21 protein-coding genes are annotated in these 25,643 nt (G+C 70.3%); all 21 read left to right on the top strand.

What is annotated here, in order from left to right; translation table 11 throughout:
- The first annotated feature begins 12 nt into the window (after nt 1-12).
- The 21 genes from mutM (at nt 13) to ACQ7HM_RS20205 (ending at nt 25,633) form a co-directional block, all read left to right on the top strand.
- A complete protein-coding gene (gene mutM / locus ACQ7HM_RS20305; RefSeq protein WP_434218049.1) occupies nt 13-951 on the top strand; it encodes a bifunctional DNA-formamidopyrimidine glycosylase/DNA-(apurinic or apyrimidinic site) lyase in 939 nt (312 codons plus the stop codon).
- 288 nt (nt 952-1,239) lie between these two features.
- Complete coding sequence (locus ACQ7HM_RS20300; protein WP_055789125.1) at nt 1,240-1,338, top strand: potassium-transporting ATPase subunit F; 99 nt, start codon at nt 1,240-1,242, stop codon at nt 1,336-1,338.
- Between the two features lie 5 nt (nt 1,339-1,343).
- Nucleotides 1,344-3,029 (top strand): potassium-transporting ATPase subunit KdpA, encoded by a 1,686-nt coding sequence (kdpA, locus tag ACQ7HM_RS20295; protein WP_434218048.1) that lies wholly within the window; start codon nt 1,344-1,346, stop codon nt 3,027-3,029.
- Nucleotides 3,030-3,115: 86 nt separating this feature from the next.
- Nucleotides 3,116-5,161: a potassium-transporting ATPase subunit KdpB gene (gene kdpB / locus ACQ7HM_RS20290; RefSeq protein WP_434218149.1), complete on the top strand. Its 2,046-nt coding sequence runs from the start codon at nt 3,116-3,118 to the stop codon at nt 5,159-5,161.
- Between the two features lie 6 nt (nt 5,162-5,167).
- Nucleotides 5,168-5,794, top strand: a complete 627-nt coding sequence (locus ACQ7HM_RS20285) for a potassium-transporting ATPase subunit C (RefSeq protein ID WP_434218047.1) — start codon at nt 5,168-5,170, stop codon at nt 5,792-5,794.
- Between the two features lie 33 nt (nt 5,795-5,827).
- On the top strand, nt 5,828-8,488 hold the full coding sequence (locus ACQ7HM_RS20280; RefSeq protein ID WP_434218046.1) for a DUF4118 domain-containing protein: 2,661 nt from the start codon (nt 5,828-5,830) through the stop codon (nt 8,486-8,488).
- Entirely contained in the window at nt 8,485-9,192 is a 708-nt protein-coding gene (locus ACQ7HM_RS20275; protein ID WP_434218045.1) for a response regulator, read from the top strand. Before ACQ7HM_RS20280 ends, ACQ7HM_RS20275 begins: the two co-directional genes overlap by 4 nt.
- A 38-nt stretch (nt 9,193-9,230) precedes the next feature.
- Nucleotides 9,231-9,665, top strand: a complete 435-nt coding sequence (locus tag ACQ7HM_RS20270) for an OsmC family protein (protein ID WP_434218044.1) — start codon at nt 9,231-9,233, stop codon at nt 9,663-9,665.
- On the top strand, nt 9,662-9,955 hold the full coding sequence (locus ACQ7HM_RS20265) for an acylphosphatase (protein ID WP_434218043.1): 294 nt from the start codon (nt 9,662-9,664) through the stop codon (nt 9,953-9,955). Before ACQ7HM_RS20270 ends, ACQ7HM_RS20265 begins: the two co-directional genes overlap by 4 nt.
- A 99-nt stretch (nt 9,956-10,054) precedes the next feature.
- Nucleotides 10,055-13,663, top strand: a complete 3,609-nt coding sequence (gene smc, locus ACQ7HM_RS20260; protein WP_434218042.1) for a chromosome segregation protein SMC — start codon at nt 10,055-10,057, stop codon at nt 13,661-13,663.
- Between the two features lie 60 nt (nt 13,664-13,723).
- Nucleotides 13,724-15,145 carry a signal recognition particle-docking protein FtsY gene (gene ftsY / locus ACQ7HM_RS20255; RefSeq protein ID WP_434218041.1) on the top strand — a complete coding sequence of 474 codons (1,422 nt, stop codon included), beginning with the start codon at nt 13,724-13,726 and terminating at the stop codon, nt 15,143-15,145.
- 232 nt (nt 15,146-15,377) lie between these two features.
- Complete coding sequence (locus ACQ7HM_RS20250; RefSeq protein WP_434218148.1) at nt 15,378-16,760, top strand: ammonium transporter; 1,383 nt, start codon at nt 15,378-15,380, stop codon at nt 16,758-16,760.
- A 4-nt stretch (nt 16,761-16,764) separates the two neighbouring features.
- A complete protein-coding gene (locus ACQ7HM_RS20245; RefSeq protein WP_045822416.1) occupies nt 16,765-17,103 on the top strand; it encodes a P-II family nitrogen regulator in 339 nt (112 codons plus the stop codon).
- 16 nt (nt 17,104-17,119) lie between these two features.
- Nucleotides 17,120-19,756 carry a [protein-PII] uridylyltransferase gene (locus ACQ7HM_RS20240; RefSeq protein WP_434218040.1) on the top strand — a complete coding sequence of 879 codons (2,637 nt, stop codon included), beginning with the start codon at nt 17,120-17,122 and terminating at the stop codon, nt 19,754-19,756.
- A 4-nt stretch (nt 19,757-19,760) separates the two neighbouring features.
- Nucleotides 19,761-21,332 (top strand): signal recognition particle protein, encoded by a 1,572-nt coding sequence (ffh, locus tag ACQ7HM_RS20235; RefSeq protein WP_434218039.1) that lies wholly within the window; start codon nt 19,761-19,763, stop codon nt 21,330-21,332.
- Nucleotides 21,333-21,359: 27 nt separating this feature from the next.
- Nucleotides 21,360-22,445: an amidohydrolase family protein gene (locus tag ACQ7HM_RS20230; RefSeq protein WP_434218038.1), complete on the top strand. Its 1,086-nt coding sequence runs from the start codon at nt 21,360-21,362 to the stop codon at nt 22,443-22,445.
- 177 nt (nt 22,446-22,622) lie between these two features.
- Nucleotides 22,623-23,075 carry a 30S ribosomal protein S16 gene (rpsP, locus tag ACQ7HM_RS20225; protein WP_434218037.1) on the top strand — a complete coding sequence of 151 codons (453 nt, stop codon included), beginning with the start codon at nt 22,623-22,625 and terminating at the stop codon, nt 23,073-23,075.
- Nucleotides 23,072-23,314: an RNA-binding protein gene (locus ACQ7HM_RS20220; protein ID WP_045822421.1), complete on the top strand. Its 243-nt coding sequence runs from the start codon at nt 23,072-23,074 to the stop codon at nt 23,312-23,314. The genes rpsP and ACQ7HM_RS20220 overlap by 4 nt, the downstream gene beginning before the upstream one ends.
- Nucleotides 23,315-23,342: 28 nt before the next feature.
- Nucleotides 23,343-23,858 (top strand): ribosome maturation factor RimM, encoded by a 516-nt coding sequence (gene rimM / locus ACQ7HM_RS20215; protein ID WP_434218036.1) that lies wholly within the window; start codon nt 23,343-23,345, stop codon nt 23,856-23,858.
- A gap of 17 nt (nt 23,859-23,875) precedes the next feature.
- Complete coding sequence (gene trmD / locus ACQ7HM_RS20210) at nt 23,876-24,631, top strand: tRNA (guanosine(37)-N1)-methyltransferase TrmD (protein WP_434218147.1); 756 nt, start codon at nt 23,876-23,878, stop codon at nt 24,629-24,631.
- Between the two features lie 9 nt (nt 24,632-24,640).
- Nucleotides 24,641-25,633: a hypothetical protein gene (locus ACQ7HM_RS20205; RefSeq protein WP_434218035.1), complete on the top strand. Its 993-nt coding sequence runs from the start codon at nt 24,641-24,643 to the stop codon at nt 25,631-25,633.
- Nucleotides 25,634-25,643 lie beyond the last annotated feature (10 nt).

The raw sequence follows: 25,643 nt of genomic DNA, 5'->3' as shown, positions 1-25,643 counted from the left end.
GTCGGGTGCGCGGTGCCTGAGCTCCCCGAGGTCGAGGTGGTCCGGCGCGGTCTCGACGCCCACGCCGTCGGCCGGACGATCGAGTCGGTCACCGTGCACCACCCGCGGGCGGTGCGTCGTCACCTGCCCGGTGCCGAGGACCTCGCGGGTGTCCTGGCCGGGACGCGCATCGTCGCCGCCCGACGTCGCGGCAAGTACCTCTGGCTCGACATCGACACCGCGGCATCATCGTCGGCCGGAGGCGAACCGACGTCGGGGGTCGATCCGCTGACCGAGGCCCCCACCGATGTCGCACTCGTCATCCACCTCGGGATGAGCGGTCAGATGCTCGTCTGCGACCCCGCCACCCCTGACCCCACACATCTGCGGGTGCGGGCGGCCCTCGGCGACGGGATGGAACTGCGGTTCGTCGACCAGCGGACGTTCGGTGGATGGTTCCTCGACGCCCACACCGACACCGACACCGACACCGACACCGGTGTTGGCATCCCCTCGACGATCGCCCACATCGGTCCCGACCCCTTCGATCCCGCGTTCGATCCGCGGGCGGTGGTGGCCACCTGGCGTACCCGGCACACCGAGATCAAGCGGGCCCTGCTCGATCAGACCGTCGTCAGCGGGATCGGCAACATCTACGCCGACGAGGCGTTGTGGCGCGCCAGGATCCACGGCGCGCGGCCGACCGACGAGATCGGACCGCGCAAGCTGAGCGACCTGCTCGCCGCGGCGACCGAGGTCATGGAACAGGCGCTCGCGTCGGGTGGGACCTCGTTCGACTCGCTCTACGTCAACGTCAACGGCCAGTCGGGGTACTTCGAACGATCGCTCAACGCCTACGGCCGCGAGGGGCAACCCTGTCGACGGTGCGGGCGGATCATGCGGCGCGAACAATTCATGAACCGCAGCTCGTTCAGCTGCCCGAAGTGTCAGGTGCGTCCGCGCGGCGCCTGATGCCCGGCACGACGAAGAACTTAGCGACCCGAACAATAGCGTAGAAGGGTCGCACCCTGCCGTAGGGATCCCGTAAAGGTGCCAGGTCGCGGCGTCGGAAGTCCGTTAACGACCGCGGATCCGGGGGATCGGATGGGTCACGATCGGGCTCGTAGATCGGACCACGTCGAGTCCGATCCCGAGTCCGCCAGGAGATCGCGTGACCGACTTCGTCTTCGTGCTCACCATCATCGGGTTGTTCCTCGCCTGTGCACTGGTGCTGCGCGCCGTGTCGGGGCGGATGTCTCGATGACCGCCTCGGGAACGGTCAACGTCATCCTGCTGGTCGCCGCGCTCGTGGTGGCCCTCTATCTGCTCGCCGCACTGGTCTTCCCGGAGAGGTTCTGACACACGTGAACCCCGCACTCGCCGCCGCCCTCCAGGTCGGCGTCGTCATCGTCGTCCTCGCGCTGGTGTACGTCCCCCTGGGCGATTACATGGCCCGCGTCTTCACCGGCGCCCGCGACCTCGCCGTCGAGCGTGTCTTCTACCGCGTGGTGCGGGTCGACGCCGGTCGGCAGCAGACCTGGGTCGGGTACGCCGCAGCACTCCTGGGGTTCTCCCTGGTCGGTGTGCTCTTCCTCTATGTGCTGCAACGCATCCAGGGGCACCTGCCGATGTCGGGTGGTCGTCCCGGGGTGCCGGGGGCGATGGCGTTCAACACCGCGGTCTCGTTCGTCACGAACACCAACTGGCAGTCGTACTCACCCGAGGTGGTGATGGGCAACCTGACCCAGGCCGGTGGCCTGGCGGTACAGAACTTCCTCTCCGCCGCCGTCGGTCTCGCGGTCGCGATCGCTCTCGTGCGCGGCATCATCGCGCGCACCACCACCGGTGAGATCGGCAACTTCTGGGTCGACCTCATGCGCGGTGTCGTCCGTATCCTGTTGCCGCTCAGTGTGTTGTTCGCGATCTTGTTCGTCGCCCAGGGCGTTGTGCAGTCGTTCCACTCGGGCTTCGACTTCACCGGACTCGGCGGCGGCGACGGTCGCGCCGTCGTCGGCCCGTTCGCCTCGCAGGAGGCGATCAAAGAACTCGGCACCAACGGCGGTGGCTCGCTGGCCACGAACTCCGCGCACCCGTTCGAGAACCCGACACCGCTGACGAACATCGCCCAGATCATCGCGATCCTCGTCATCCCGGTGTGTCTCACACGGACCTACGCCACCATGGTCGGCGACCGTCGCCAGGGCTACACCGTGCTCGGTGTCATGGCGACGCTGTTCGCCCTGATCCTCGCCGTCACATGGTTCTTCGAGGAGCGGACGAACGGTGCCGCGGCAGGCGCGGCCGGCGCGATGATGGAGGGCAAGGAACAACGGTTCGGCATACCGGCGTCGGTCCTCTACGCGGTCGCCACCACAGGTACCTCCACCGGCGCCGTCAACTCCCAACACGACAGCTTCTCCGCGGCGGGCGGCGGCGCGGTGATCTGGAACATGCTGCTCGGCGAGGTCGCCCCCGGCGGCGTCGGGACCGGTCTCTACGGCATCCTCGTGCTGGCCATCATCGCGGTCTTCGTCGGCGGTCTGCTCGTCGGACGCACCCCGGAGTTCCTGGGCAAGAAGATCGGTCAGCAGGAGATCACGATGGCGGCCCTGTCGATCCTCGTGATGCCCGCCCTGGTGCTCATCGGCACCGCCGTCACCGCGATCCTGCCGTCCACCACCGGTTTCCAGGGCAACAGCGGTGACCCCGGTACGCCCGGATCGATCCACGGCTTCTCCGAGGTGCTCTATGCCTACGCCTCGGCCTCCAACAACAACGGCAGCGCCTTCGGCGGCCTCACGGTCACCAGCGACTGGTTCCAGGTGTCGCTTGGCGTGTGCATGCTGTTCGGCCGGTTCCTGCCGATCATCTTCACCCTCGCACTCGCCGGACTGCTGGCGAGACAGAAGCCGAAACCCGCCTCGACGGCGACCCTCCCGACCCACGGCCTGCTCTACGGCGGCCTGGTCACCGGCACGGTGCTGCTCGTCGCCGGCCTCACCTTCTTCCCCGCCCTTGCCCTGGGGCCCATCGCGGAGGCGCTTGCATGACCATCACCGATCCCGGGCCGTCGAACCCTGTTCCGTCCCGTCCGAGCCCGGCCGGCTCCCCGGATGCCCCCGCGGTGTCCGACGACATGGCCGGCAGCGGGGCGTTCTCGCCCACCCAGCTGATCCGTTCACTGCCCGACGCGGTACGAAAACTCACCCCGCGCGAGCAGGCCCGCAACCCCGTCATGTTCGTGGTCTACCTCGGGGCCATCGCGACCACCGCACTCGCGATCTACCAGCCGTCCTGGTTCTCGTGGGCCATCACGTTCTGGCTCTGGTTCACCTCGCTGTTCGCCAACCTCGCCGAGGCCGTGGCCGAGGGACGCGGCAAGGCCCAGGCCGCGAGCCTGCGGAAGGTCAAGCGCGACACCATGGCCCGACGTCTGGCCGACGACGGGACGATCACCGGGGTCCCCGGATCGGATCTCACCGTCGGTGACCGCATCGTCGTCGAGGCGGGCGAGGTCATCGCCGGTGACGGCGACGTCGTCGACGGCATCGCCACCGTCGACGAGTCGGCGATCACCGGTGAATCGGCGCCGGTGATCCGCGAGTCCGGCGGCGACCGGTGCGCTGTCACCGGAGGGACCGTGGTCCTCTCCGACCGCATCGTCGTCGAGATCACCACCATGCCCGGCGAGTCGTTCGTCGACAGGATGATCGCCCTCGTCGAGGGTGCATCGCGCAAGAAGACACCGAACGAGATCGCGCTGGACATCCTGCTCGCGAGCCTCACCGTCATCTTCCTGCTCGCGGTCGTCGCCATCGGTCCCATGCAGCAGTACGCGGGCTCGACCCCCGATCCGGTGAAGCTCATCGCGCTGCTGGTGTGCCTCATCCCGACGACCATCGGGGCGCTGCTGTCGTCGATCGGCATCGCGGGCATGGACCGGCTCGTCCAACGCAACGTGCTCGCCATGTCGGGGCGCGCCGTCGAGGCCGCCGGCGACATCGACACGCTCCTGATGGACAAGACCGGCACCATCACCTTCGGCAACCGCAGGGCCACCGCCCTCGTCCCGGCGCCCGGTGTCGCGGTCGGTGACATCGCCGGCGCCGCCTGCCGTTCGAGCCTCGGCGACGACACCCCCGAGGGCCGCAGCATCATCGACCTGTGCCGCGAGCGCTACGGCGTCGACGTCGACGCGCTGCGTCCCGCACCCGGGTCGGCCACCATCGTCGCCTTCACCGCCCAGACCCGGATGAGCGGTCTCGACCTGCCCGACGAGGGCGACCTGTCGATCCGCAAGGGTGCCGCCGACGCCGTGGTGCGCTGGGCCCGCGACGGGGGTACCGCGGTCGACGACGCGGTCACCTCAGCGGTCGAGGAGATCGCGGCCGGCGGTGGCACGCCGCTGCTGGTGGCCGACCGCGCCGGTGCGGAACCGGTGCGCGTCCTCGGTGTCATCGCGCTGTCCGACGTGGTGAAACCCGGTATGGCCGAACGCTTCGCACAGTTGCGGGCGATGGGCATCAAGACGGTGATGGTGACCGGCGACAACCCGCGCACCGCCGCCGCGATCGCGGCCGAGGCGGGCGTCGACGACTACATCGCCGAGGCCACCCCCGAGGACAAGCTCGCGCTGATCAAGACCGAGCAGACCGGCGGCCGGCTCGTCGCGATGACGGGCGACGGCACCAACGACGCACCGGCGCTGGCCCAGGCCGACGTGGGTCTGGCGATGAACACCGGCACCTCGGCGGCCAAGGAGGCCGGGAACATGGTCGATCTCGACTCCGACCCGACCAAGCTCATCGACGTCGTCGCGATCGGCAAGCAGTTGCTCATCACCCGCGGTGCGCTCACCACGTTCTCACTCGCCAACGATCTCGCCAAGTACTTCGCCATCCTGCCGGCGCTGTTCAGCGGCATCTACCCGCAACTCGACTCGCTCAACGTGATGCGCCTGCACTCGGCGCAGTCGGCGATCGTCTCGGCGGTCGTGTTCAACGCGCTCATCATCGTCGCGCTGATTCCGTTGTCGCTCAAAGGTGTCCGCTACCGGCCGTCCTCGGCCTCGACGCTGCTCGGGCGCAACCTGGCCGTCTACGGCGTCGGCGGTGTGGTGTCACCGTTCGTCGGCATCTGGCTCATCGATCTCGTCGTCCGCTTTCTCCCGGGAATGGGGTAGCAGCACATGCTCGTCATCCGAAACGTCGCACGGCAGTCGCTCGTCGGCCTCGCCGTCCTCATCGGCCTCACCTTGCTGCTGGGGGTGGCCTATCCCGCTGCGGTGTGGGGCATCTCGCGCCTGACGACGAACTCCGCCGAGGGCTCGCAGGTCACCGACGCCCGCGGGTGCGTCGTCGGGTCGAAGCTCCTCGGGGTGGACGTGGCGGTGCCTGCGGGCACCCCCGATCCGTTCCTGCACTCGCGTGTGGTCGGCTCGGCCGACGACCCGTTCGCCCCCGGTGACCCGTCGGCGTCGGGGGCGAGCCAGCAGGGCCCCAACAGCGAACTGCTGGCGAAGAACATCGCGGCGCGCCGTGCGGCCATCGCGGCTCGCGAGGGCATCGCCCCGGGACAGGTCCCGGTCGACGCCGTGACCGGTTCGGGCTCCGGTCTCGACCCCGACATCAGCGAGTCCTACGCGGCGCTGCAGGTGCCCCGGATCGCCCGCGTCCGCGACATGACGCCGCAGCAGGTGCAGGCCGTCGTCGACGCCCACACCTCCGACCGCCAACTCGGGTTCCTGGGGCAGTCGCGCGTGAACGTCCTGCAGGTCAACATCGCGCTGGGCGCCACGGCACCGAAGTGCGGGTAGCGGGCGGTGGCGGCGTCCGACGATGATCGTGAGGTGACCACCGGACCCGACAGCACCGAACGACGCGGCACCCTGCAGATCTTCCTGGGCTGCGCTCCCGGGGTCGGCAAGACCTACGAGATGCTCGCGCAGGCCGCGACGCTGGCCGCAGAGGGTGCCGACGTGGTCGCCGCGGTCGTCGAGACCCACGGCCGGACGGGTACGGCGCGGATGCTCGAGGGCATCGAGGTCGTCCCGACCGTGACGGTCGAGTACCGGGGCACGGTGCTGTCCGAACTCGATCTGGAGGCGGTGCTCGCCCGTGCGCCCGACGTCGTCCTCGTCGACGAACTGGCGCACAGCAACGCCCCGGGCAGTCGCAACGCCAAACGGTGGGAGGACATCCGCGACATCGTCGACGCCGGTATCTCGGTGCTGTCGACGGTCAACATCCAGCACCTCGAGAGCCTCAACGACGTCGTCGCGCAGATCACCGGGGTCACCCAGCGCGAGACGGTCCCCGACGAGATCGTGCGGGCGGCCGACGCGATCGAACTCGTCGACATCGCCCCCGAGGCGCTCCGGCGCCGTCTGGCCGCGGGGAAGGTCTACCCGGGGGAACGGATTCAGGGTGCGCTGGTCAACTACTTCCGGCAGGGCAACCTCACCGCCCTGCGCGAGCTCGCACTGCTGTGGCTCGCCGATCGGGTCGACGACTCGCTGGCCGACTATCGCGCCGAGCACGCCATCACCGACACCTGGGAGACCCGCGAGCGCGTGGTCGTCGCGGTCACCGGCGGACCCGAGTCGGCGACACTGCTGCGCCGCGCCTCCCGCATCGCGTCGCGCTCGAGTGCGGAACTGATCGCGGTGCACGTGGTGCGCGGCGACGGCCTGCTCGACCGCCTCTCCGGGGACATGCCCTCGCTCACCGAGCTGGCCGCCGGGTTCGGTGCCCGGATCCACACCGCGGTCGGTGATTCCATCCCCGAGACGCTCCTCGACTTCGCCCGCGGGGTGAACGCCACCCAGCTGGTGATGGGGACCTCGCGGCGGTCCCGATGGCAACGACTCCTCGACGAGGGGACGGGGGCGTCGGTGGTCCGCATGTCGGGGAAGATCGACGTGCACATGGTGACCCACGAGCAGGCGCGCCGCCGCAACCGGCTCGACATCCGCGAGACACGCTTGCACCGGCCCCTGAGCTGGGTGTTGGCGGTGGTGGTGCCGTGCGTCGCGGCCGCGGCCATCTTCGGCCTCGACCGATGGCTCGGATTCGCCAGCGAGACCGCCATCTTCTTCGTGGTGGTGCTCGCGATCTCGATGCTGGGCGGCGTCGGGCCCGCGTCGCTCACCGCCATCACCTCGGGACTGCTGCTCAACTTCTTCTTCACCGCACCCCGCTACACGTTCACCATCGACAGCGTCGAGAACCTCTCGACGATCGTGGTGATGCTGCTCATCGCGATCGCCGTTGCGGTGCTGGTGGACTCGGCGACGGTGCGGCGGCGGGAGGCGACACGTGCGGCCCGCGAGGCCGAGCTGTTGACCACCTTCGCCGGCGCCGTGCTCCGGGGGCAGGGCCTCGACACCCTGCTCGACCTGGTCCGGACGACCTTCGACCAACGGGCGGTGTCGGTGGTGCGGACCGACGAGGGCGCCTCGGCGCCGGTGGTCACCGACGCGGTCGGCGACGACCCGGCCACCGCCCCCGAGCAGGCCGACACCGTCTGCACCGTGCCGTCGGGGCCGTATGCGTTGCTGTTGCGCGGCCCCGTCGTCACCGGGCGCGACCGTCGGGTGCTGACCGCGGTCGCCTCGCAGGCCGCCGCGGCGGCCGAGCGGCGGCAACTCGCCGAGGAGGCCTCGAACGCCAAGGCGCTCAGCGAGACCGACCGACTGCGACGCGCCCTGCTCTCGGCGGTCAGCCACGATCTGCGCACCCCGCTGGCGGCGGTGAAGGCGGCGGCGTCGAGCCTGCGCAGCACCGACGTGTCGTTCTCACCCGAGGACACCGCCGAGTTGCTCGCGACGATCGAGGAGTCGACCGACCACCTCACCGCCCTGGTGGGCAACCTGCTCGACTCCTCGCGCCTGGCCGCCGGTGTGGTGCGGCCGCAGATGAAGTTCGTCTACCTCACCGAGGTCGTCGGCCGCGTGCTGGTGGGCATGTCGGCATACGACAACCGCCAACTCGCCCGGGTGCGACTCGCCCTGGGTGACACGCTCGTCTACGCCGACCCCGTGTTGCTCGAACGCGTGCTGGCGAACCTCATCGACAACGGGTTGCGCCACAGTGGGAATCGGGACGGGTACGGCGGCGTGGGAGGGGGCGAGGGAGAGAGCGAGGTGACCGTGTGCGCCGAGGTCGTCCCCGCGGGCCCCGACGAGCGCGTCGGCACCTCGACCTCGGTGACCGATCCCGACGCCCCGACCCGTGTGCGGATCCGCGTGATCGACCACGGGACGGGCATCGATCCCGCCGACCGGGAACAGATGTTCGCGGCCTTCCATCGGGTGGGTGATCAGAACGGGAGTTCGGGAGTGGGACTGGGGTTGTCGGTGGCGCAGGGTTTCACCGAGGCGATGGACGGTCGACTCGAGGCGATCGACACCGACGGCGGGGGACTGACGCTCGTCGTCGACCTCCCCGGCGCGCCGGTCGACTCCCGGTCGTCCGCCGACGCCCGCCAGACCGAGGGAGGCCACCGGTGACACAGCCGCAACCGGTCGAGCACACCCGGGTGCTCGTCGTCGACGACGAGCCACAGATCCTGCGCGCGCTGCGCATCAACCTCAACGCCCGCGGCTTCGACGTCACGACCGCCTCGACCGGTGCCGGCGCACTGCGCGCGGCCGCCCAGACCAACCCCCAGGTGGTGATCCTCGACCTCGGCCTGCCCGACATCGACGGGTTCGAGGTCCTCGAGGGACTGCGTGGCTGGACCACCGTCCCGGTGATCGTCCTGTCGGCGCGCACCGACTCCGGTGACAAGGTGCAGGCGCTCGACGCCGGCGCCGACGACTACGTGACGAAGCCGTTCGGCATGGAGGAACTCCTCGCCCGACTGCGCGCCGCGGTCCGTCGTGCGAGTGCCCCGACCCCCGGGCTGGAGGAGCCGGTCGTCGACGCCGGATCCTTCGTGGTGGATCTCCGCGCCAAACTCGTCACCCGCGACGGCACCGACGTCCACCTCACCCCGACCGAATGGGGTGTCCTGGAGATGCTCGTGCGCAACGAGGGCAAGCTCGTGGGACAGCGCGAGCTGCTCCACGAGGTGTGGGGGCCCTCCTACGATTCCCAGACCCACTATCTCCGTGTGTATCTCGCGGGTCTGCGTCGCAAACTCGAGCCCGACCCCACCCGCCCCCGACACCTCATCACCGAGGCCGGGATGGGCTACCGCTTCGTGAGGTGAGCGGAATCAACGGCGTCGGTGAGGTGTTCAATGCTGCTATGAGCCTCGAGAACACCGCGCCCGCCGCCACGACACTCTGGGTCGAGCGCACCGGCACGCGTCGCTACACCGGCCACAGCTCGCGGGGAGCGCAGGTGCTCGTCGGATCCGAGGACGTCGAGGGGGTGTTCACCCCGGGTGAGCTGCTCAAGATCGCGCTCGCCGCGTGCACAGGGATGAGCTCGGACGCACCGCTCGCACGACGGCTCGGCGACGACTACGCCGCCACCGTGCGCGTCTCCGGCGCCGCCGACCGCGAGGCCGAGCTCTACCCGCGACTCGACGAGGACCTCGACATCGACCTGTCGGGGCTCGACGCCGACACCGCGCAGCGACTGCTCACCGTGGTGACGCGAGCCGTCGACGCGTCGTGCACCGTGGGCCGCACCCTCAAGGCGGGCACCGAGGTGACGTTGACCCTCCCGACGCCGTGAGCAGGCCCCCCGCCGATGGCACCCTCCGGTTGACCGCGTGGGTGCACGGGCACGTCCAGGGCGTGGGTTTCCGCTGGTGGACGCGCGCGCGAGCGCTGGAACTGGGACTGGTCGGTCACGCCACCAACCAGCCCGACGGTCGGGTGCTCGTCGTCGCCGAAGGTCCCCGTGACGCGGTCGACGCCCTCCTTCGCCTCCTGCGCGGCGACACCACACCGGGGCGGGTCGATCTGGTGGTCGACGACCTCGGACCCGCCGACGGTGGGCTCGACGGTTTCGTCGAACGGTGAACCGAACCGACAGGTGAGGCGGAGGTTTCGCCCCGGTGACCGGGCGGCGACGACTCGGATGTCCACCGGGGGTGTGGCACGTGGGTAATCTCTACCGTCGTGCACCTCAAGAGCCTGACGCTGAAGGGATTCAAGTCCTTCGCGTCGGCCACCACCCTGAAGTTCGAGCCGGGGATCACCTGTGTCGTCGGGCCGAACGGGTCGGGTAAGTCCAACGTCGTCGACGCGCTGACCTGGGTGATGGGGGAGCAGGGGGCCAAGGCCCTGCGCGGCGGCAAGATGGAGGACGTCATCTTCGCCGGCACCTCCGGGCGTCCGCCCCTGGGCCGCGCCGAGGTCACCCTCACCATCGACAACTCCGACGGCGCCCTGCCCATCGACTACTCCGAGGTCTCGGTGACCCGCCGGATGTTCCGCGACGGCGCCGGGGAGTACGAGATCAACGGCAGCACGTGTCGCCTGATGGACGTGCAGGAACTGCTCAGCGACTCCGGTATCGGACGCGAGATGCACGTCATCGTCGGCCAGGGACGACTCGCCGCGATCCTCGAGTCGCGGCCCGAGGACCGTCGGGCCTTCATCGAGGAGGCCGCCGGTGTCCTCAAGCACCGCAAGCGCAAAGAGAAGGCCGTCCGCAAGCTCGAGTCGATGCAGGCGAACCTCGCCCGTCTGACCGATCTCACCGACGAACTACGTCGACAGCTCAAGCCGCTGGGTCGCCAGGCCGAGGTCGCCCGGCGAGCCCAGACCGTCCAGGCCGACCTGCGCGACGCCCGTCTGCGACTGGCCGCCGACGACCTGGTGACCCTGCGTACGGCCATGGCCGAGCAGACCGCCACCGAGAGCCTGATCAGGGAGAACTCCGACCGCGTCGCCGCCGACCTCGACCGTGCCACCGCCGAGATGACCGACCTCGAGACCCAGGTCGCCGCAATCGCCCCTGCCGCCCAGCAGGCCGCCGCGGCGTGGTTCCGACTCTCGGCGCTGGCCGAACGGGTCGACGCGACCCGCCGCGTCGCCTCCGAGCGGGTGCGTCACCTCGCCGAACCCGTCGTCGCCGCCTCCACCGGCCGCGATCCCGACGAGCTCGACGCCCAGGCCGCCGCCGCAGCCGAGGAGGAGGAGATCCGCGCCTACGCGGTCACCGAGGCCGACGACGCACTCCAGGCCACGCGCGCGGCGCTCGCCGCCGCGGAATCGGTTGCCGCGCAGGCCGACAGAGCCCACCTGGCCGCGGTGCGCGCGGTCGCCGACCGGCGCGAGGGACTGGTGCGCCTCGAGGGTCAGGTCACCAATCTCGCCACCCGCGCGGAGTCGACCGACGCCGAGGCCGCCCGTCTGTCGGCCGCGATCGTCGACGCCGACCGCCGGGCCGACGAGGCGCAGGCCGAACTCGACACCGTCGCGGCGACCGTCGGCGACCTCGACGCCACCGAACGCGGCCTCGACGAGCACCACGAACGCACCGTCGTCGCCCTGAACCACGCCAACGAACGCGTCGCGGAACTCGAGGCCGCCGAACGCGCCGCCGAACAGCGGGTCGCCTCGCTCACCGCGCGCATCGAGGCCCTGTCGACGAACCTGACACGCAAGGACGGCGGCGCCTGGCTGCTGTCGAACGACGTTCGCGGACTGCAGGGTTCGGTGGTCGACCTGGTGAAGGTCGCACCCGGCTACGAGGCCGCGATCGCCGCCGCGCTCGGACCTGCCGCCGATGCTGTCGCCGCCGAGGACACCGATGCCGCGCGCGCCGCGCTCGCGACCCTCAAGGACGCCGACGCGGGCCGAGCCGCCCTCCTGCTCGGCGGGTTGAGCGCGACACGGCGGGAGAACTCGGATCTGCCCTCGGGCGCGCGGTGGGCCGCCCAGGTGGTGACCGCGCCGGAGCAGTTGCGTGGCGCCGTCGACCTGCTGCTCGCCGACACCGTCGTCGCCGACAACGACACGGTCGCCGCGGCCGTGGCCGCCCGTGCCCGCGAGACGGGCGACCGGCTGCACGTGGTGACCCTCGACGGCGACGTGCTGGGCCCGGGATGGATCAGCGGCGGCTCCGACCGTCGACCCTCCACGCTCGAGCTGCAGGCCGACATCGACTCCGCCAAGGCCGATCTCGTCATCACCGCACACCAGGGCGAGGAGATCGCCGCCGCGCTGTCGGGTGCCCTCGGTGAGCAGGAGGCCCGCCGCCAGTCGGCCGACGACGCCCTGGTGGCCCTGCACGAATCCGATGCGGCCGTGGGCGCGGTCTACGAGCAGCTCGCCCGCCTGGGCCAGACCGTGCGCGCCGCGCGCGACGAGTCGGCGCGCCTCGCCGCCCAGCGCAGCGCGATCGAGTCGGGGCGCACCACCGCTCTCGCCGAGCTCGCCGAGATGGAGGAGCGGCTGCGCGCGGCGCAGGTCGACCCCGACGACGACGAGGGTGACCTCGACACCGACGGCGAACGTGTCGCCGCGGCCGGCGCCGTCGCCGAGGCGCGGACCGCCGAGACCGAGGCACGGTTGGCGTTGCGCACCGCCGAGGAACGGCTGGCGTCGGTGCGGGGACGCGCGGACTCCCTGCGGCGTGCCGCCGAGTCCGAACGCGACGCACGCGCTCGCGCCGAACGTCAGAACCGCGCCCGGGCGCACGCTGCGGCGGTGGCCGAGGTCGTGGTGACCGCCGCCGACGACATCATCGCCCGGCTCGGCGGCGCGGTCGCCGACGCGCAGCGGACCCGCGACGACCTCGAGACCGCACGCACCGAGCGAGCGGCGCTGCTCGACACCGCCCGGAGGCAGGTCGCCGAGCTCGCCGGCGAACTGAACCGCCTGCGCGACCGGCTCCACGCCGACGAGGTCGCCGGTGCGCAGGTGTCGCTGCGGGTCGAACAGCTCGAGGAACAGATCGTCTCGACCCACGCCATCGGCCTCGACGACCTGCTCGCCGAGTACGGACCCGACGTGAATTTGCCGCCGACCGAGCTGGAGATGACCGAGTACCAGCAGGCCGTCGAGCGGGGCGAGATCGTGGTCGCGCCGACACCGATGCGGTTCGACCGCGCGGTCCAGGAGGCGCGCGCCAAACGGGCCCAGAAAGACCTCACGACGCTGGGCAAGGTCAATCCGCTCGCGCTCGAGGAGTTCGCGGCACTCGAGGAGCGCTACACCTTCCTCTCGACCCAGCTCGAGGACGTCCGCAGCGCACGCCGCGATCTCCTCGACGTCGTCGACGACGTGGACGCGAAGATCCTGCAGGTGTTCACCGAGGCCTACGCCGACGTCGAACGCGAGTTCGTCGAGGTGTTCAAGACCCTGTTCCCCGGTGGCGACGGTCGTCTGGTGCTCACCGACCCCACCGACATGCTCACCACCGGCATCGAGGTCGAGGCCCGCCCACCGGGGAAGAAGGTCAAGCGACTCTCGTTGCTGTCCGGCGGCGAGAAGTCGCTGACCGCCGTGGCCATGCTCGTGGCGATCTTCCGGGCCCGCCCGTCGCCGTTCTACGTGATGGACGAGGTCGAGGCCGCCCTCGACGACACGAACCTGCGCCGCCTCATCCGGTTGTTCGAGCAGCTCCGGGAACGGTCGCAGCTCATCGTGATCACCCACCAGAAGCCGACGATGGAGATCGCCGACGCCCTCTACGGCGTGAGCATGCAGGGCGACGGCATCACCACCGTCATCTCCCAGCGTCTGCGCGGGGTCGACGTCACCACCGCCGGCGCATGATCGGGGCTCGTCGACGACACGAGACGAGCTGCCGCGGGGCGGGCTGACACAATGACTCCGGTGAACACCGAACTCATCATCGGCATCGTCGTCGGTGCCGTCGTCGCGATCCTGGTCGTCGTCCTGATCGGCCGGGTCGTCGCCAACCGACGCCGGATCTCGTTGCGGGACGGCACCTCCACCGACGAGGCGACCCGTGAGGTCGACCGCTCGGGCGGCTACCAGGCGGGCGGCGGTTTCACTTTCAGTCAGGGTGGCGGCGCCGGCCTCGCCGATCCGTCGGCGGAGACGACACCCCCGCCCGTGACGCCCCCGCCCGTGACGCCCCCGCCCGTGACGCCACCGGCGCCCACCTACGAGCGCACCGAGACCGACGGTCAACCCGGTGTCGGTGACGACGCGTCGGTGCCGCGCGACTCCCCGCAACGGGGGATGACCGACATCTCCCTGCCCGATCTCGACACCCCCGGACCGGACACGTCGGAGACGGACACCGCCGACGCCGAGACCGCGACGACCGACACCTCGGCCCTCGCCACGCCACCCCCGCTCGACGTCATCGAGCCCGTCGACGGTCGGCTGCACCGACTGCGCAGCCGCCTGGCCCGCTCGCAGGGCACCCTCGGCAAGGGTGTGCTCGGACTCCTCGGCGGCGGCGACCTCGACGAGGACTCGTGGGAGGAGATCGAGGACACCCTGATCTCGGCCGACCTCGGCAGCGCCACCACCGCCCGCGTCGTCGACGCGTTGCGCACCGGGTTGGCGACGTCGTCGGTCCGTACCGCCGCGGAGGTCCGTGCCCTGCTCCGGTCGGTGCTCATGGCCGAGCTGATGCCCGAGCTCGACCGCTCGATCCGGGCACTCCCGCACGCCGACGTACCCGCGGTGCTGCTCGTGGTCGGTGTCAACGGCACCGGTAAGACCACCACCGTGGGCAAGCTCGCGCGTGTTCTCGTCGCCGACGGTCGGCGTGTGCTGCTGGGTGCGGCCGACACCTTCCGCGCCGCGGCGGCCGATCAGCTGCAGACCTGGGGCGAGCGCGTCGGGGCCCAGACGGTCCGGGGACGCGAGGGTGCCGATCCGGCATCGGTCGCGTTCGACGCGGTCGCGACCGGTGTCGCCGACGGCGTCGACGTCGTGGTGGTCGACACCGCCGGCCGACTGCACACCAAGACCGGTCTGATGGACGAGTTGGGCAAGGTCAAACGCGTCATCGAGAAGAAGGCCGCGGTCGACGAGGTGCTGCTGGTGCTCGACGCGACGACGGGTCAGAACGGGATGATGCAGGCGAAGGTCTTCGCCGAGGTCGTCTCGATCACGGGCGTGGTGTTGACGAAACTCGACGGCACGGCCAAGGGCGGCATCGTCTTCCACGTCCAGCACGAACTCGGGGTACCGGTGAAGCTGGTCGGACTCGGCGAGGGTGCCGACGATCTGGCGCCGTTCGAGCCGGGTGCGTTCGTCGACGCCCTGCTCGGCTGAGCCGCCCCGCGACGCCCGTTTCGTCCGATTCCGTCAGTCGTTTGCCTCGGCTCACGACTTTCTGAACTGGGGCGATACATGCCCGAAATATGGGGCGTCGATCCGTTCACACCCGGGAAACATGCAGTAGCCATCACCGAAACATCCGAATAGGAAAGTTCTCCCAGATCGAAGCCGCGGCCTCATGTCGTGGTGGTGAAAATCGAGGAGGAATAGGGTGGCTTACCCCGCAATGGGTGTCCCGGATACCGGTGACACCGCCTGGATGCTCGCGAGCGCAGCGCTCGTGCTGCTGATGACCCCAGGTCTGGCGTTCTTCTACGGCGGCATGGTGCGCGCCAAGAACGTCCTCAACATGATCATGATGAGCGTCATCTCGATGGGCATCGTGACCGTGCTCTGGGTGCTCTACGGATTCTCCTTCGCCTTCGGCGACGACAAGGGGAACATCATCGGCGACCCGGGTCAGTACCTCGGGCTCAAGGGGGTCATCAGCGGCAACGGCGCGGCCGCGGTCGCCGCCGACCCCGCCACCGGCACCGCCGCATCCGACGCCGTCAACATCCCGCTCTTCGGCACCCTGCCACTGTCGGTGTTCGTCGTCTTCCAGCTCATGTTCGCCATCATCACCGTGGCCCTCATCTCCGGCGCCGTGGCCGACCGCATGAAGTTCAGTGCGTGGGCCGCGTTCACGGTGCTGTGGTCGACGATCGTGTACTTCCCGGTCGCGCACTGGGTGTTCGCGTTCGACGGCTACACCGGTGAGACCGGCGGCTGGATCGCCAACAAGCTCAAGGCGATCGACTTCGCCGGCGGTACCGCGGTCCACATCAACGCCGGTGTCGCGGGCCTCGTCCTGGCGATCATCCTCGGCAAGCGCCGCGGCTGGCCCGGTACGCCGATGCGTCCGCACAATCTGCCGTTCGTGATGCTCGGCGCCGGTCTGCTGTGGTTCGGCTGGTACGGCTTCAACGCCGGTTCGGCCACCGCGTCGAACGGTGTCGCGGGCTCCACCTTCCTGACCACCACGGTCGCCACCGCCGCGGCCATGCTCGCCTGGCTCGTCGTGGAGGTCATCCGCGACGGCCACGCCACCTCGCTCGGTGGTGCGTCGGGCGTCGTGGCCGGTCTGGTCGCCATCACCCCGTCGTGTTCCTCGGTCAACGTCCTCGGCGCCCTGGTCATCGGCGTCGTCGCCGGCGCGATCTGTGCCCTCGCGGTCGGACTGAAGTACAAGCTCGGCTTCGACGATTCGCTCGACGTCGTCGGTGTCCACCTCGTCGGCGGTCTCATCGGAACGCTGCTGGTCGGACTGGTCGCCACCCACCAGGCTCCGGCTGCGGTCGACGGTCTGTTCTACGGCGGCGGATTCGATCAGCTGTGGCGTCAGGCGGTCGGCGCGTTCGCGGTGCTGGGCTACTCCGCCATCGCAACTGCCATAATTGCTCTGATCATCAAGTTCACCATCGGACTCCGTATCGATCCCGAGGGTGAGGCCGAAGGTGCCGACGAGTCGCAACACGCCGAGTCCGCCTACGACTTCGCCGCACTCGGTGGAAGCTCCGGAAGCAGTGCATTGAGCCAGAGCGGCGTCGCTCTCGGCAAGGAGGGATGAGTCAGTGAAACTGATCACAGCAATCGTCAAGCCGTTCACGCTGGAGGACGTCAAGACCGGACTCGAGCAGGCCGGGGTCCTGGGCATGACGGTCAGTGAGGTCCAGGGTTACGGCCGCCAGAAGGGCCACACCGAGGTCTACCGCGGTGCGGAGTACTCGGTCGACTTCGTCCCGAAGGTCCGCGTGGAGGTCGTCGTCGACGACGCCGCCGTGGACAAGGTGGTCGACGTCATCGTCGAGGCCGCGCGCACCGGCAAGATCGGTGACGGCAAGGTCTGGGTCTCGCCGGTCGACTCGGTGGTGCGCGTGCGCACCGGCGAGCGTGGCGGCGACGCGCTCTAGAGGCATACGTACACCTGTGCCCTTCGTGACCAGCGGTGACGATGCGCACGGCGACCACGCGGAAGGCCCTGCGTCCGACTCGACGTCGAACGCGGGGCCTTCCCCGTCGCCGGAGCGGTCGCCCAGCGCGACACCCCCCACCCCCACTCCCGCGGCACCCACCGCGGCCACCGATCTCGTCGACGCCCGTCGCCGACTCCTGCGCACGACCGACGGCGCCAAGCGGGCCGACGCGCCCGCGCTCCGGCAGATCCTCGTCGACCTCCACGATTTCTGGCTCACCACCAAGGGCGCCGAGATCGGCGTCCGCCCCGACAGCGGCTTCGCGATCGTCGCCGTCGGCGGCCTCGGTCGTCAGGAGCTGCTCCCGCACTCCGATCTCGACCTGATCCTGCTGCACGACGACATGGACACCGCTCGCGTGTCGGAGGTCGCCGACGCGCTCTGGTACCCCCTGTGGGACGCCCACATCAAACTCGACCACAGCGTGCGCACCGTCCCGCAGGCACTGCAGGTCGCCGCGGCGGACATGACCGCCGCGCTCGGACTGCTCGAGGCCCGACACATCGCCGGTGACGAGGCGCTGACCGCGTTGCTCATCAGCGGTGTCCGTCGCCAGTGGCGCAGCGACATCCGCACGCGTTTCCCGGAACTGGTCGACCAGGCCTCCGACCGGTGGCGCCGCAGCGGCGACATCGCCCACCGCGCCGAACCCGATCTCAAGAACGGACGCGGGGGACTGCGTGACGTGCAGATGCTCGGGGCACTCGCCATCGCGCAGCTGACCGACGGCATGGCCAACCTGCGCCCCGACTCCCCGGGAGCCGGTCTGCAGGTCGCCTACAACCGGCTGCTCGACATCCGCACCGAACTGCACCGGATCGCCGGCCGACCGCGTGAACAACTCCGCGCCCAGGACGCCGACGAGATCGGTGCCGCACTGCGCATCGGCGACCGCTTCGACCTCGCCCGGGTCATCAGCGACAGCGCCCGCACCATCAGCTACTCGGTCGAGGTGGGCCTGCGCACGGCGGGCAACGCCCTGCCGCGTCGCGGTCTGGCGAAGCTGCGTCGATCACCGGTCCGCCGCCCCCTCGACGAGGGTGTCGTCGAGCATTCGGGGGAAGTGGTGTTGGCGCGCAACGCCATCCCCAGCAAGGACCCCGGACTGATCCTTCGGGTGGCAGGCGCATCGGCCCGCACCGGACTGCCGATCAGCGCCTCGACCCTGTCGCGGTTGGCCGACTTCGCCCCCGAACTGCGTGAGCCGTGGCCCGCCGAGGCGCTGTCGGACCTGTTGGTGCTGCTGGGCACGGGGCGACACATGGTCGCGCCGATCGAGGCCCTCGACCGCACCGGCCTGTGGGGACGGCTGCTGCCCGAATGGGGTGCGGTCCGCGACCTCCCGCCGCGCGACGCCATCCACACCTGGACCGTCGACCGGCATCTCGTCGAGACCACGGCGTACGCCTCGACGATGACGACGCGGGTGTCGCGGCCGGACCTGCTGGTACTCGGCGCCCTGCTGCACGACCTCGGCAAGGGCCGCGGCGCCGACCACAGCATCGTCGGTGCCGAACTCGCCACCCAGATCGGCAACCGCTTCGGCCTGTGGCCGCAGGACGTCGTGACGCTCTCGGCGATGGTCCGCCATCACCTGCTGCTCCCGGCGACCGCGACCCGCCGCGATCTCGACGATCCCGCGACGACCCAGGGAGTCGTCGACGCCCTCGGCGGAGACCGCCTTCTGCTCGAGTTGCTCGCCGCACTCGCCGAGGCCGACTCGTTGGCCACCGGCCCCGGGGTGTGGGGCGACTGGAAGGCGTCGCTCATCGGCGATCTGGTCCGGAAGTGCCTGCGCGTCATGGACGGTGAGCAACTGCACCGCCCGGACCCGCTGACCGACGACCAACGAGCCCGCGCACAGGCTGGTGGCGTCCACGTCGACATCGTCGGGACCGGCAGCATGCACACGCACCTGGTGACGATGATCGCTCCCGATCAACCGGGCCTGCTCTCGAAGATGGCCGGGGTGCTGTCGCTCAACGGCCTGCGCTGCCGTAGCGCCGCGGTCCAGTCGTACGCCGACAGCATCGTCAACACCTTCGTCGTGGTTCCTGCCTTCGGTGACCCGCCCGACGCGGGTCTCCTGCGGCAGCAGCTGCTGCAGGCGACCGCGGGCACGATCGACGTCATCGCGCGCATCGACGCCCGCGAACGCGAGTCGCCCATCCCCACGGCGCCGCCGCCGGTCACCGATCCCGACGGGGCCCCGATCGCGGTACCCGCGCTGTTCGCGCAGGCCCCGCCGAAGGTGCTGTGGTTCGACCTCGACACCGCCGCAGGCGGTGAGGCTGACAGCGACGCGCCCGACCGTGTCGTGATGGAGCTGCGCGCCGCCGACCGGTCGGGGTTGCTCAGCCGGGTCGCCGCGGTACTCGACACCCACGGCGTGACCATCGAGTGGGCGTCGGTGTCGACGATGGGCGGCACGGTTGTCGACACGTTCTGTCTGCGTCTGCCCACCGGCTCGCCCGACACCGACGCGACGCGTCAGACGCTGGCCGATGCGGTGCTCGCGGTGGTCCCACCGCCCGAACCGCCCCGCGAGAGCGACGACGGGACGGCTGCCGCCGGCGTCCCGATAGGGTAGGGCCATGTTCGATTCGCTGTCCGACCGGTTGACCGGGGCACTCAAAGACCTGCGCGGCAAGGGAAAGCTCACCGACGCCGACATCGACCGCACCTGTCGGGAGATCCGGCTCGCCCTGCTCGACGCGGACGTGTCGCTGCAGGTGGTCCGTGGCTTCATCGCCCGGATCAAGGAGCGCGCCAAGGGTGCCGAGGTGTCCGGTGCGCTCAACCCGGCGCAACAGATCGTCAAGATCGTCAACGAGGAGCTCGTCGGGATCCTCGGCGGCGAGACCCGGCGGATCGCGTTCGCCAAGACCCCGCCGACGGTCATCATGCTCGCGGGTCTGCAGGGTGCCGGTAAGACGACGCTGGCGGGCAAGCTCTCGGCATGGTTGACCAAGCAGGGGCACACCCCGTTGCTGGTCGCGTGTGACCTCCAGCGCCCCGGCGCGGTGAGCCAGCTGCAGATCGTCGGCGAGCGCGCGGGCACCCCGGTGTTCGCCCCGCATCCCGGTACCTCGGTCGGCGGTGAGGGTGAGCTCGGCGTGAGCGCGGCCGATCCGGTGGAGGTCGCCCGCGCCGGTGTCGCCGAGGCGCGCGCCAAACAGCACGACATCGTCATCGTCGACACCGCCGGTCGCCTCGGCATCGACAGCGAACTCATGGCGCAGGCCGCGGGCATCCGCGACGCCGTGCAACCCGACGAGGTCCTGTTCGTCGTCGACGCCATGATCGGTCAGGACGCGGTCACCACCGCCGAGGCGTTCGCCGACGGCGTCGGCTTCACCGGCGTGGTCCTCACCAAGCTCGACGGCGACGCCCGCGGTGGCGCCGCGCTGTCGATCCGCGAGATGACCGGCGCGCCCATCATGTTCGCGTCGTCGGGTGAGAAGCTCGAGGAGTTCGACACCTTCCACCCCGACCGCATGGCGAGCCGCATCCTCGGTATGGGCGACGTGCTCAGCCTCATCGAGCAGGCCGAGGAACACTGGGACGCCACCCAGGCCGAGGCCGCCGCGGCCAAGATCACCCAGGGCGAGCTCACCCTCGAGGACTTCCTCGAGCAGATGCTGATGATCCGCAAGATGGGCCCGATCGGGAACCTGCTCGGCATGCTGCCCGGCGCCGGTCAGATGAAGGACGCCCTGAGCCAGGTCGACGACAAGCAGCTCGACCGCGTACAGGCGATCATCCGCGGCATGACCCCCGCCGAGCGCGACAACCCGAAGATCATCAACGCCTCACGCCGACTGCGCATCGCCAACGGCTCCGGGGTGGCGGTGAGCGAGGTCAATCAGCTCGTCGACCGCTTCTACGAGGCGCGCAAGATGATGGCGGCCATGTCGGGGCGTATGGGCATGCCCGGCGCGAACCGACGGAACAACCGCAGCAAGAAGGGCAAGAAGGGGAAGAAGGGCACCGGTCGCGGGCCCACCCCGCCGAAGATGCGCGGTGGCATGCCCGGGATGGGGATGCCGGGCATGCCCGCCGGGTTCCCGGACCTGTCGAACATGCCCGCCGGACTCGACCAGCTCCCGCCGGGACTCGAGGGCATCGACGTCTCGCAGTTCCAGAAGCCGAAGAAGCGCGGCTGACGCCCACGCGCGTCGCAGCGAACCACGATGCCCGAGTCAGCCACGGCGCCACTGCATTTCCGCGGTCACCGCGTCGACGACGACACCCCGGTCGAGTTCTGGACCCGTGACGGGATGATCACGTTCGAGCCGGTGTCGGGCGCACGGACCGTCTGCGACCGCGGGTGGATCACCTCCGGACTGGTCGACGCCCACAACCACGTCGGCATCGCACCCGGGCTCGGCGTCACCCTCGAGCAGGCCCGCGGGTTCGCCGACCTCGACGCCCGCGCCGGGGCGTTGTTGATACGTGAGGTCGGGTCGCCGCTCGACACCCACCCGCTCGACGCCGATCCGCACGGTCCACGGTTCGTCCGGTCCGGCCGCCACATCGCACGCACCAAGCGCTACCTGCGTGGCTACGGCGTCGAACTCGACGATCCCGACACCCTCGCCGACGAGGTTCGGCGTCAGGCCCGCGACGGCGACGGCTGGGTGAAGCTGGTGGGGGACTGGATCGACCGCGAGGTCGGCGACCTCGCACCGCTGTGGACCGACGCCCAGCTCGTCGCGGCCGCGGCGGCCGCACACGAGGAGAGTGCGCGCATCACCGCGCACATCTTCGGCACCGACGCCCTGCACGGCGTGATCGCCGCCGGCTTCGACTGCATCGAACACGGCACCGGACTCACCGACGACCTCATCGCGGCGATGGCGCAGCGCGACATCGCGCTCGTGCCGACGCTGATCCAGGTCGAGAACTTCCCGTCCATCGCCGACGGCGCCGATCGCTTCCCGACCTATCAGGCCCACATGCGCGCACTGCACGCCGGCGCGCGGGAGGTGTTCGCGCACGCCGCCGAGGCCGGAGTGGCCATCTACGCCGGCACCGACGCCGGCGGCTTCGTCGAGCACGGGCGCATCGTCGACGAGATGCTGGCGCTCACCTCCATCGGACTCGACGCCGGGCAGGTGCTGGCCGCGGCGACCGTGGGATCGCGTCGCTGGCTCGATGCCGGGACGATCGCCGAGGGCGACCGGGCCGACCTGATCATTCTCGACGCCGATCCCCGCGTCGACCTCGAGGCGCTGCGTGCCCCGCGCGCCGTCGTCTGCGGCGGCGCCGTCCTGTAGAGAGCACCCGCACGCGAGATTTCGTCGGGGCCACCCCTGCGTGGCAGAATGGGCCGCTGGTTCGTCGGACCCGGTCACGCACCGCCCGACGGTCACACCACCACAAACCGCAAAACCGGGCCCACCACACCGGGTGGGTCGCTGAATTGCACTGTGACCGCAGATGAGAGAGAAACAATGGCTGTCAAGATCAAGCTCACCCGCCTCGGCAAGATCCGCAACCCGCAGTACCGGATCGTCGTCGCCGACGCCCGCACCCGTCGCGACGGTCGTGCGATCGAGACCATCGGCAAGTACCACCCGAAGGAAGAGCCCAGCCTCATCGAGATCGACTCCGAGCGCGCGCAGTACTGGCTGGGCGTGGGCGCACAGCCCACCGAGCCCGTCGCGGCGCTGCTCAAGGTCACCGGTGACTGGCAGAAGTTCAAGGGCCTCCCGGGCGCCGAGGGCACCCTCAAGGTGAAGGAGCCCAAGACCAGCAAGCTCGACCTGTTCAACGCGGCCCTCGCCGCCGCCGACAGCGAGCCCGCCGTCGAGGCCACCACCCCGAAGAAGAAGGCCGCGAAGAAGGCCGACGAGCCCGCCGCCGACGCCGCACCGGCCGCCGAGTCCGCCGGGACGGACGCGTGAGCACTGTCGTCGCCGACGCCATCGAGCACCTGGTGCGCGGTATCGTCGCCAACCCCGACGACGTCTCGGTGGACATGATCACCGGTCGCCGGGGACGGATGGTCGAGGTGCACGTGCACCCCGAGGACCTGGGCAAGGTCATCGGCCGGGGCGGTCGCACCGCCACCGCGCTGCGCACCCTGGTGACCGGCATCGGTGGCCGCGGTGTGCGTCTCGACATCGTCGACACCGATCGCTGATCGCCCGATCGCCGAACAGACCGATTCGATGGACCTCGTCGTCGGACGCATCGTGAAATCTCACGGCGTCCGCGGCGAGGTCGTCGTCGATGTACGCACCGACGACCCCGACACCCGTTTCGCCGACGGCTCCCGCCTGCGCGGGCGTCTGCCCAGGGGCGGGGGAGAACGGGAGTTCGTCGTCTCCGGCGCGCGCGAGCACGGCGGACGGATGCTGCTGCGCATCGACGGCGTCGACGACCGTGGTGCCGCCGACGACCTGCGGGGCGTGTTGTTCCTGATCGACACCGCCGACGTCGACTCCGGCACCGACCCCGACGAGTTCTACGACCACGAACTGATCGGCGTCCCGGTGACGACCGTCGCCGGTGATCCGTTGGGCGAGCTCTCCGAGATCCTGCACCTGCCCGGCGGCGACACCCTCGTGGTCCGCACCCCGCAGGGTCGGGAGGTGCTCGTGCCGTTCGTCACCGAGATCGTCCCGACGGTCACCACCGAGGGCATCGAGATCGATCCGCCGGACGGATTGCTCGACCTCGAATGACCGATCCGTCGCCGCGGATGCGGATCGACGTCGTGTCGATCTTCCCCGAGTACCTCGACCCGCTCCGGATGGCGCTGCTCGGTCGCGCCATCGACCGCGGCATCCTGGCCGTCGACGTCCACGACCTGCGTGAGTGGACCCATGACGTCCACCGTGCCGTCGACGACTCTCCGTACGGGGGCGGGCCCGGCATGGTGATGAAGCCACAGGTGTGGGGTCCGTGCCTCGACGACGTGTGCCCCGACGACGCCGTCCTGGTGGTCCCGACACCCGCCGGCGAACCGTTCACCCAGCGCGTCGCGGAGGAGCTGCGCGACGAGTCGCATCTGGTGTTCGCGTGCGGTCGCTACGAGGGCATCGACCAGCGCGTCGTCGACGACGTCGCGCGGCGTGCCCGTGTGCGCGAGCTGTCCATCGGCGACTACGTCCTGATCGGGGGCGAGGTCGCCGCGATCACCATGATCGAGTCGATCGTGCGCCTCATCGACGGCGTCCTGGGCAACGCCGCGTCGCACCAGCAGGATTCGTTCTCCGACGGACTGCTGGAGGGGCCGAGCTACACCCGACCCGAACACTGGCGCGGGCTGCGCGTGCCGCCGGTGCTCCTCGGCGGCGACCACGCCGCGATCACCCGCTGGCGTCGCGAACAGTCCCTCAAGCGCACCCGGGCGCGCCGCCCCGATCTGCTGGACGACTCGGGCTCGGGTCCGCGTCCGGCGACCCCACTGATCACCGCGCCCGAGTCCGGCATCCACGGCGATTCGCTGGACTAGCCTGACCTGGTGCACCACTGGTTCACCCACGACATCCTCGACGCCGGGCGCCTCCCGCTGTTCCTGTTCTTCATCGGGTTCATCGTCGGTTTCGTCTGCACCCGCGTCAGCGTGCGGCTCATCCGCGCCGACGTCTCGTGGTGGTTCGGCAACGTGAGCACCGGTGCGACCCACGTCCACCACATGGTCTTCGGGGTCGTTGTCTCGCTGGTGTCGGGTGTGTCGATCGTCGCGGTGTCGGTCACCGGCTCGCAGACCACGCTGTCGGTCCTCGCGTGCTTCTTCGGGATCGGTGCGGCGCTGGTCCTCGACGAGTTCGCACTCATCTTCTACCTGCGCGACGTCTACTGGGCCGAGGAGGGGCGTGCCTCGATCGACGCGGTGTGGGCCGCACTCGGCGCGACCGGCATGGTCCTGCTCGGGTTCCGCCCGCTCGAGTTGTTCCAGTTGTCGGGACTCTCGCCCGACGACGGGTGGGGCGAGGTGGCCGTCACCGTCGCGCTCGCCGCGGCCAGTCTGGTGTTCGCCGCCGTCGTGCTGGCCAAGGGAAAGATCTGGACCGGACTGATCGGCATCTTCGCCTGGCCGCTCCTGCTGGTGGGCGCCCTGCGACTCGCCCGCCCGGGATCGCCGTGGGCGCGGTGGCGCTACACCCACCGACCGCGCCGGATGGAGCGGGCGATGTCGCGCGAGCGCCGACTGCGGCGCCCGCTGATCCGCGCGAAGATCTATCTGCAGGACCTCATGGCCGGACGACCGGATGTCCCGCACGCCATCTCCGAGGCCGAGTCGGTGCTCGACGAGGTGGTGCACGCCGCACCGCCGCCACCGGGGTCGGCGGTCACCCCGGCCGCCGGAACGGTCGGCGTCGCGTCCACGTCGTCGTCGATTTCCGCCCGGAGGGGGCGCTCTGGCACAATGGTCGGGTTGCCGTTCGAGGGAGACGCGGCTGCGTCGAGGTCGATGCAGTCCGTGCCACCGTCCGGCGAACCCCACGACTAGATCACGAACC

The organism is Williamsia sp. MIQD14, from assembly GCF_051025635.1.
Lineage (GTDB): Bacteria > Actinomycetota > Actinomycetes > Mycobacteriales > Mycobacteriaceae > Williamsia_A.
This window is presented reverse-complemented; position numbering and strand designations above follow the sequence as displayed.

Bases quoted from the DNA above. Each gene is read 5' to 3' on its own strand.
- ACQ7HM_RS20300 (WP_055789125.1), top strand. From the start codon at position 1,240: ATGACCGCCTCGGGAACGGTCAACGTCATCCTGCTGGTCGCCGCGCTC.
- kdpB (WP_434218149.1), top strand. From the start codon at position 3,116: ATGGCCGGCAGCGGGGCGTTCTCGCCCACCCAGCTGATCCGTTCACTG.
- ACQ7HM_RS20285 (WP_434218047.1), top strand. From the start codon at position 5,168: ATGCTCGTCATCCGAAACGTCGCACGGCAGTCGCTCGTCGGCCTCGCC.
- ACQ7HM_RS20270 (WP_434218044.1), top strand. From the start codon at position 9,231: ATGAGCCTCGAGAACACCGCGCCCGCCGCCACGACACTCTGGGTCGAG.
- ACQ7HM_RS20250 (WP_434218148.1), top strand. From the start codon at position 15,378: ATGGGTGTCCCGGATACCGGTGACACCGCCTGGATGCTCGCGAGCGCA.
- ffh (WP_434218039.1), top strand. From the start codon at position 19,761: ATGTTCGATTCGCTGTCCGACCGGTTGACCGGGGCACTCAAAGACCTG.
- ACQ7HM_RS20230 (WP_434218038.1), top strand. From the start codon at position 21,360: ATGCCCGAGTCAGCCACGGCGCCACTGCATTTCCGCGGTCACCGCGTC.
- rpsP (WP_434218037.1), top strand. From the start codon at position 22,623: ATGGCTGTCAAGATCAAGCTCACCCGCCTCGGCAAGATCCGCAACCCG.
- rimM (WP_434218036.1), top strand. From the start codon at position 23,343: ATGGACCTCGTCGTCGGACGCATCGTGAAATCTCACGGCGTCCGCGGC.
- trmD (WP_434218147.1), top strand. From the start codon at position 23,876: ATGCGGATCGACGTCGTGTCGATCTTCCCCGAGTACCTCGACCCGCTC.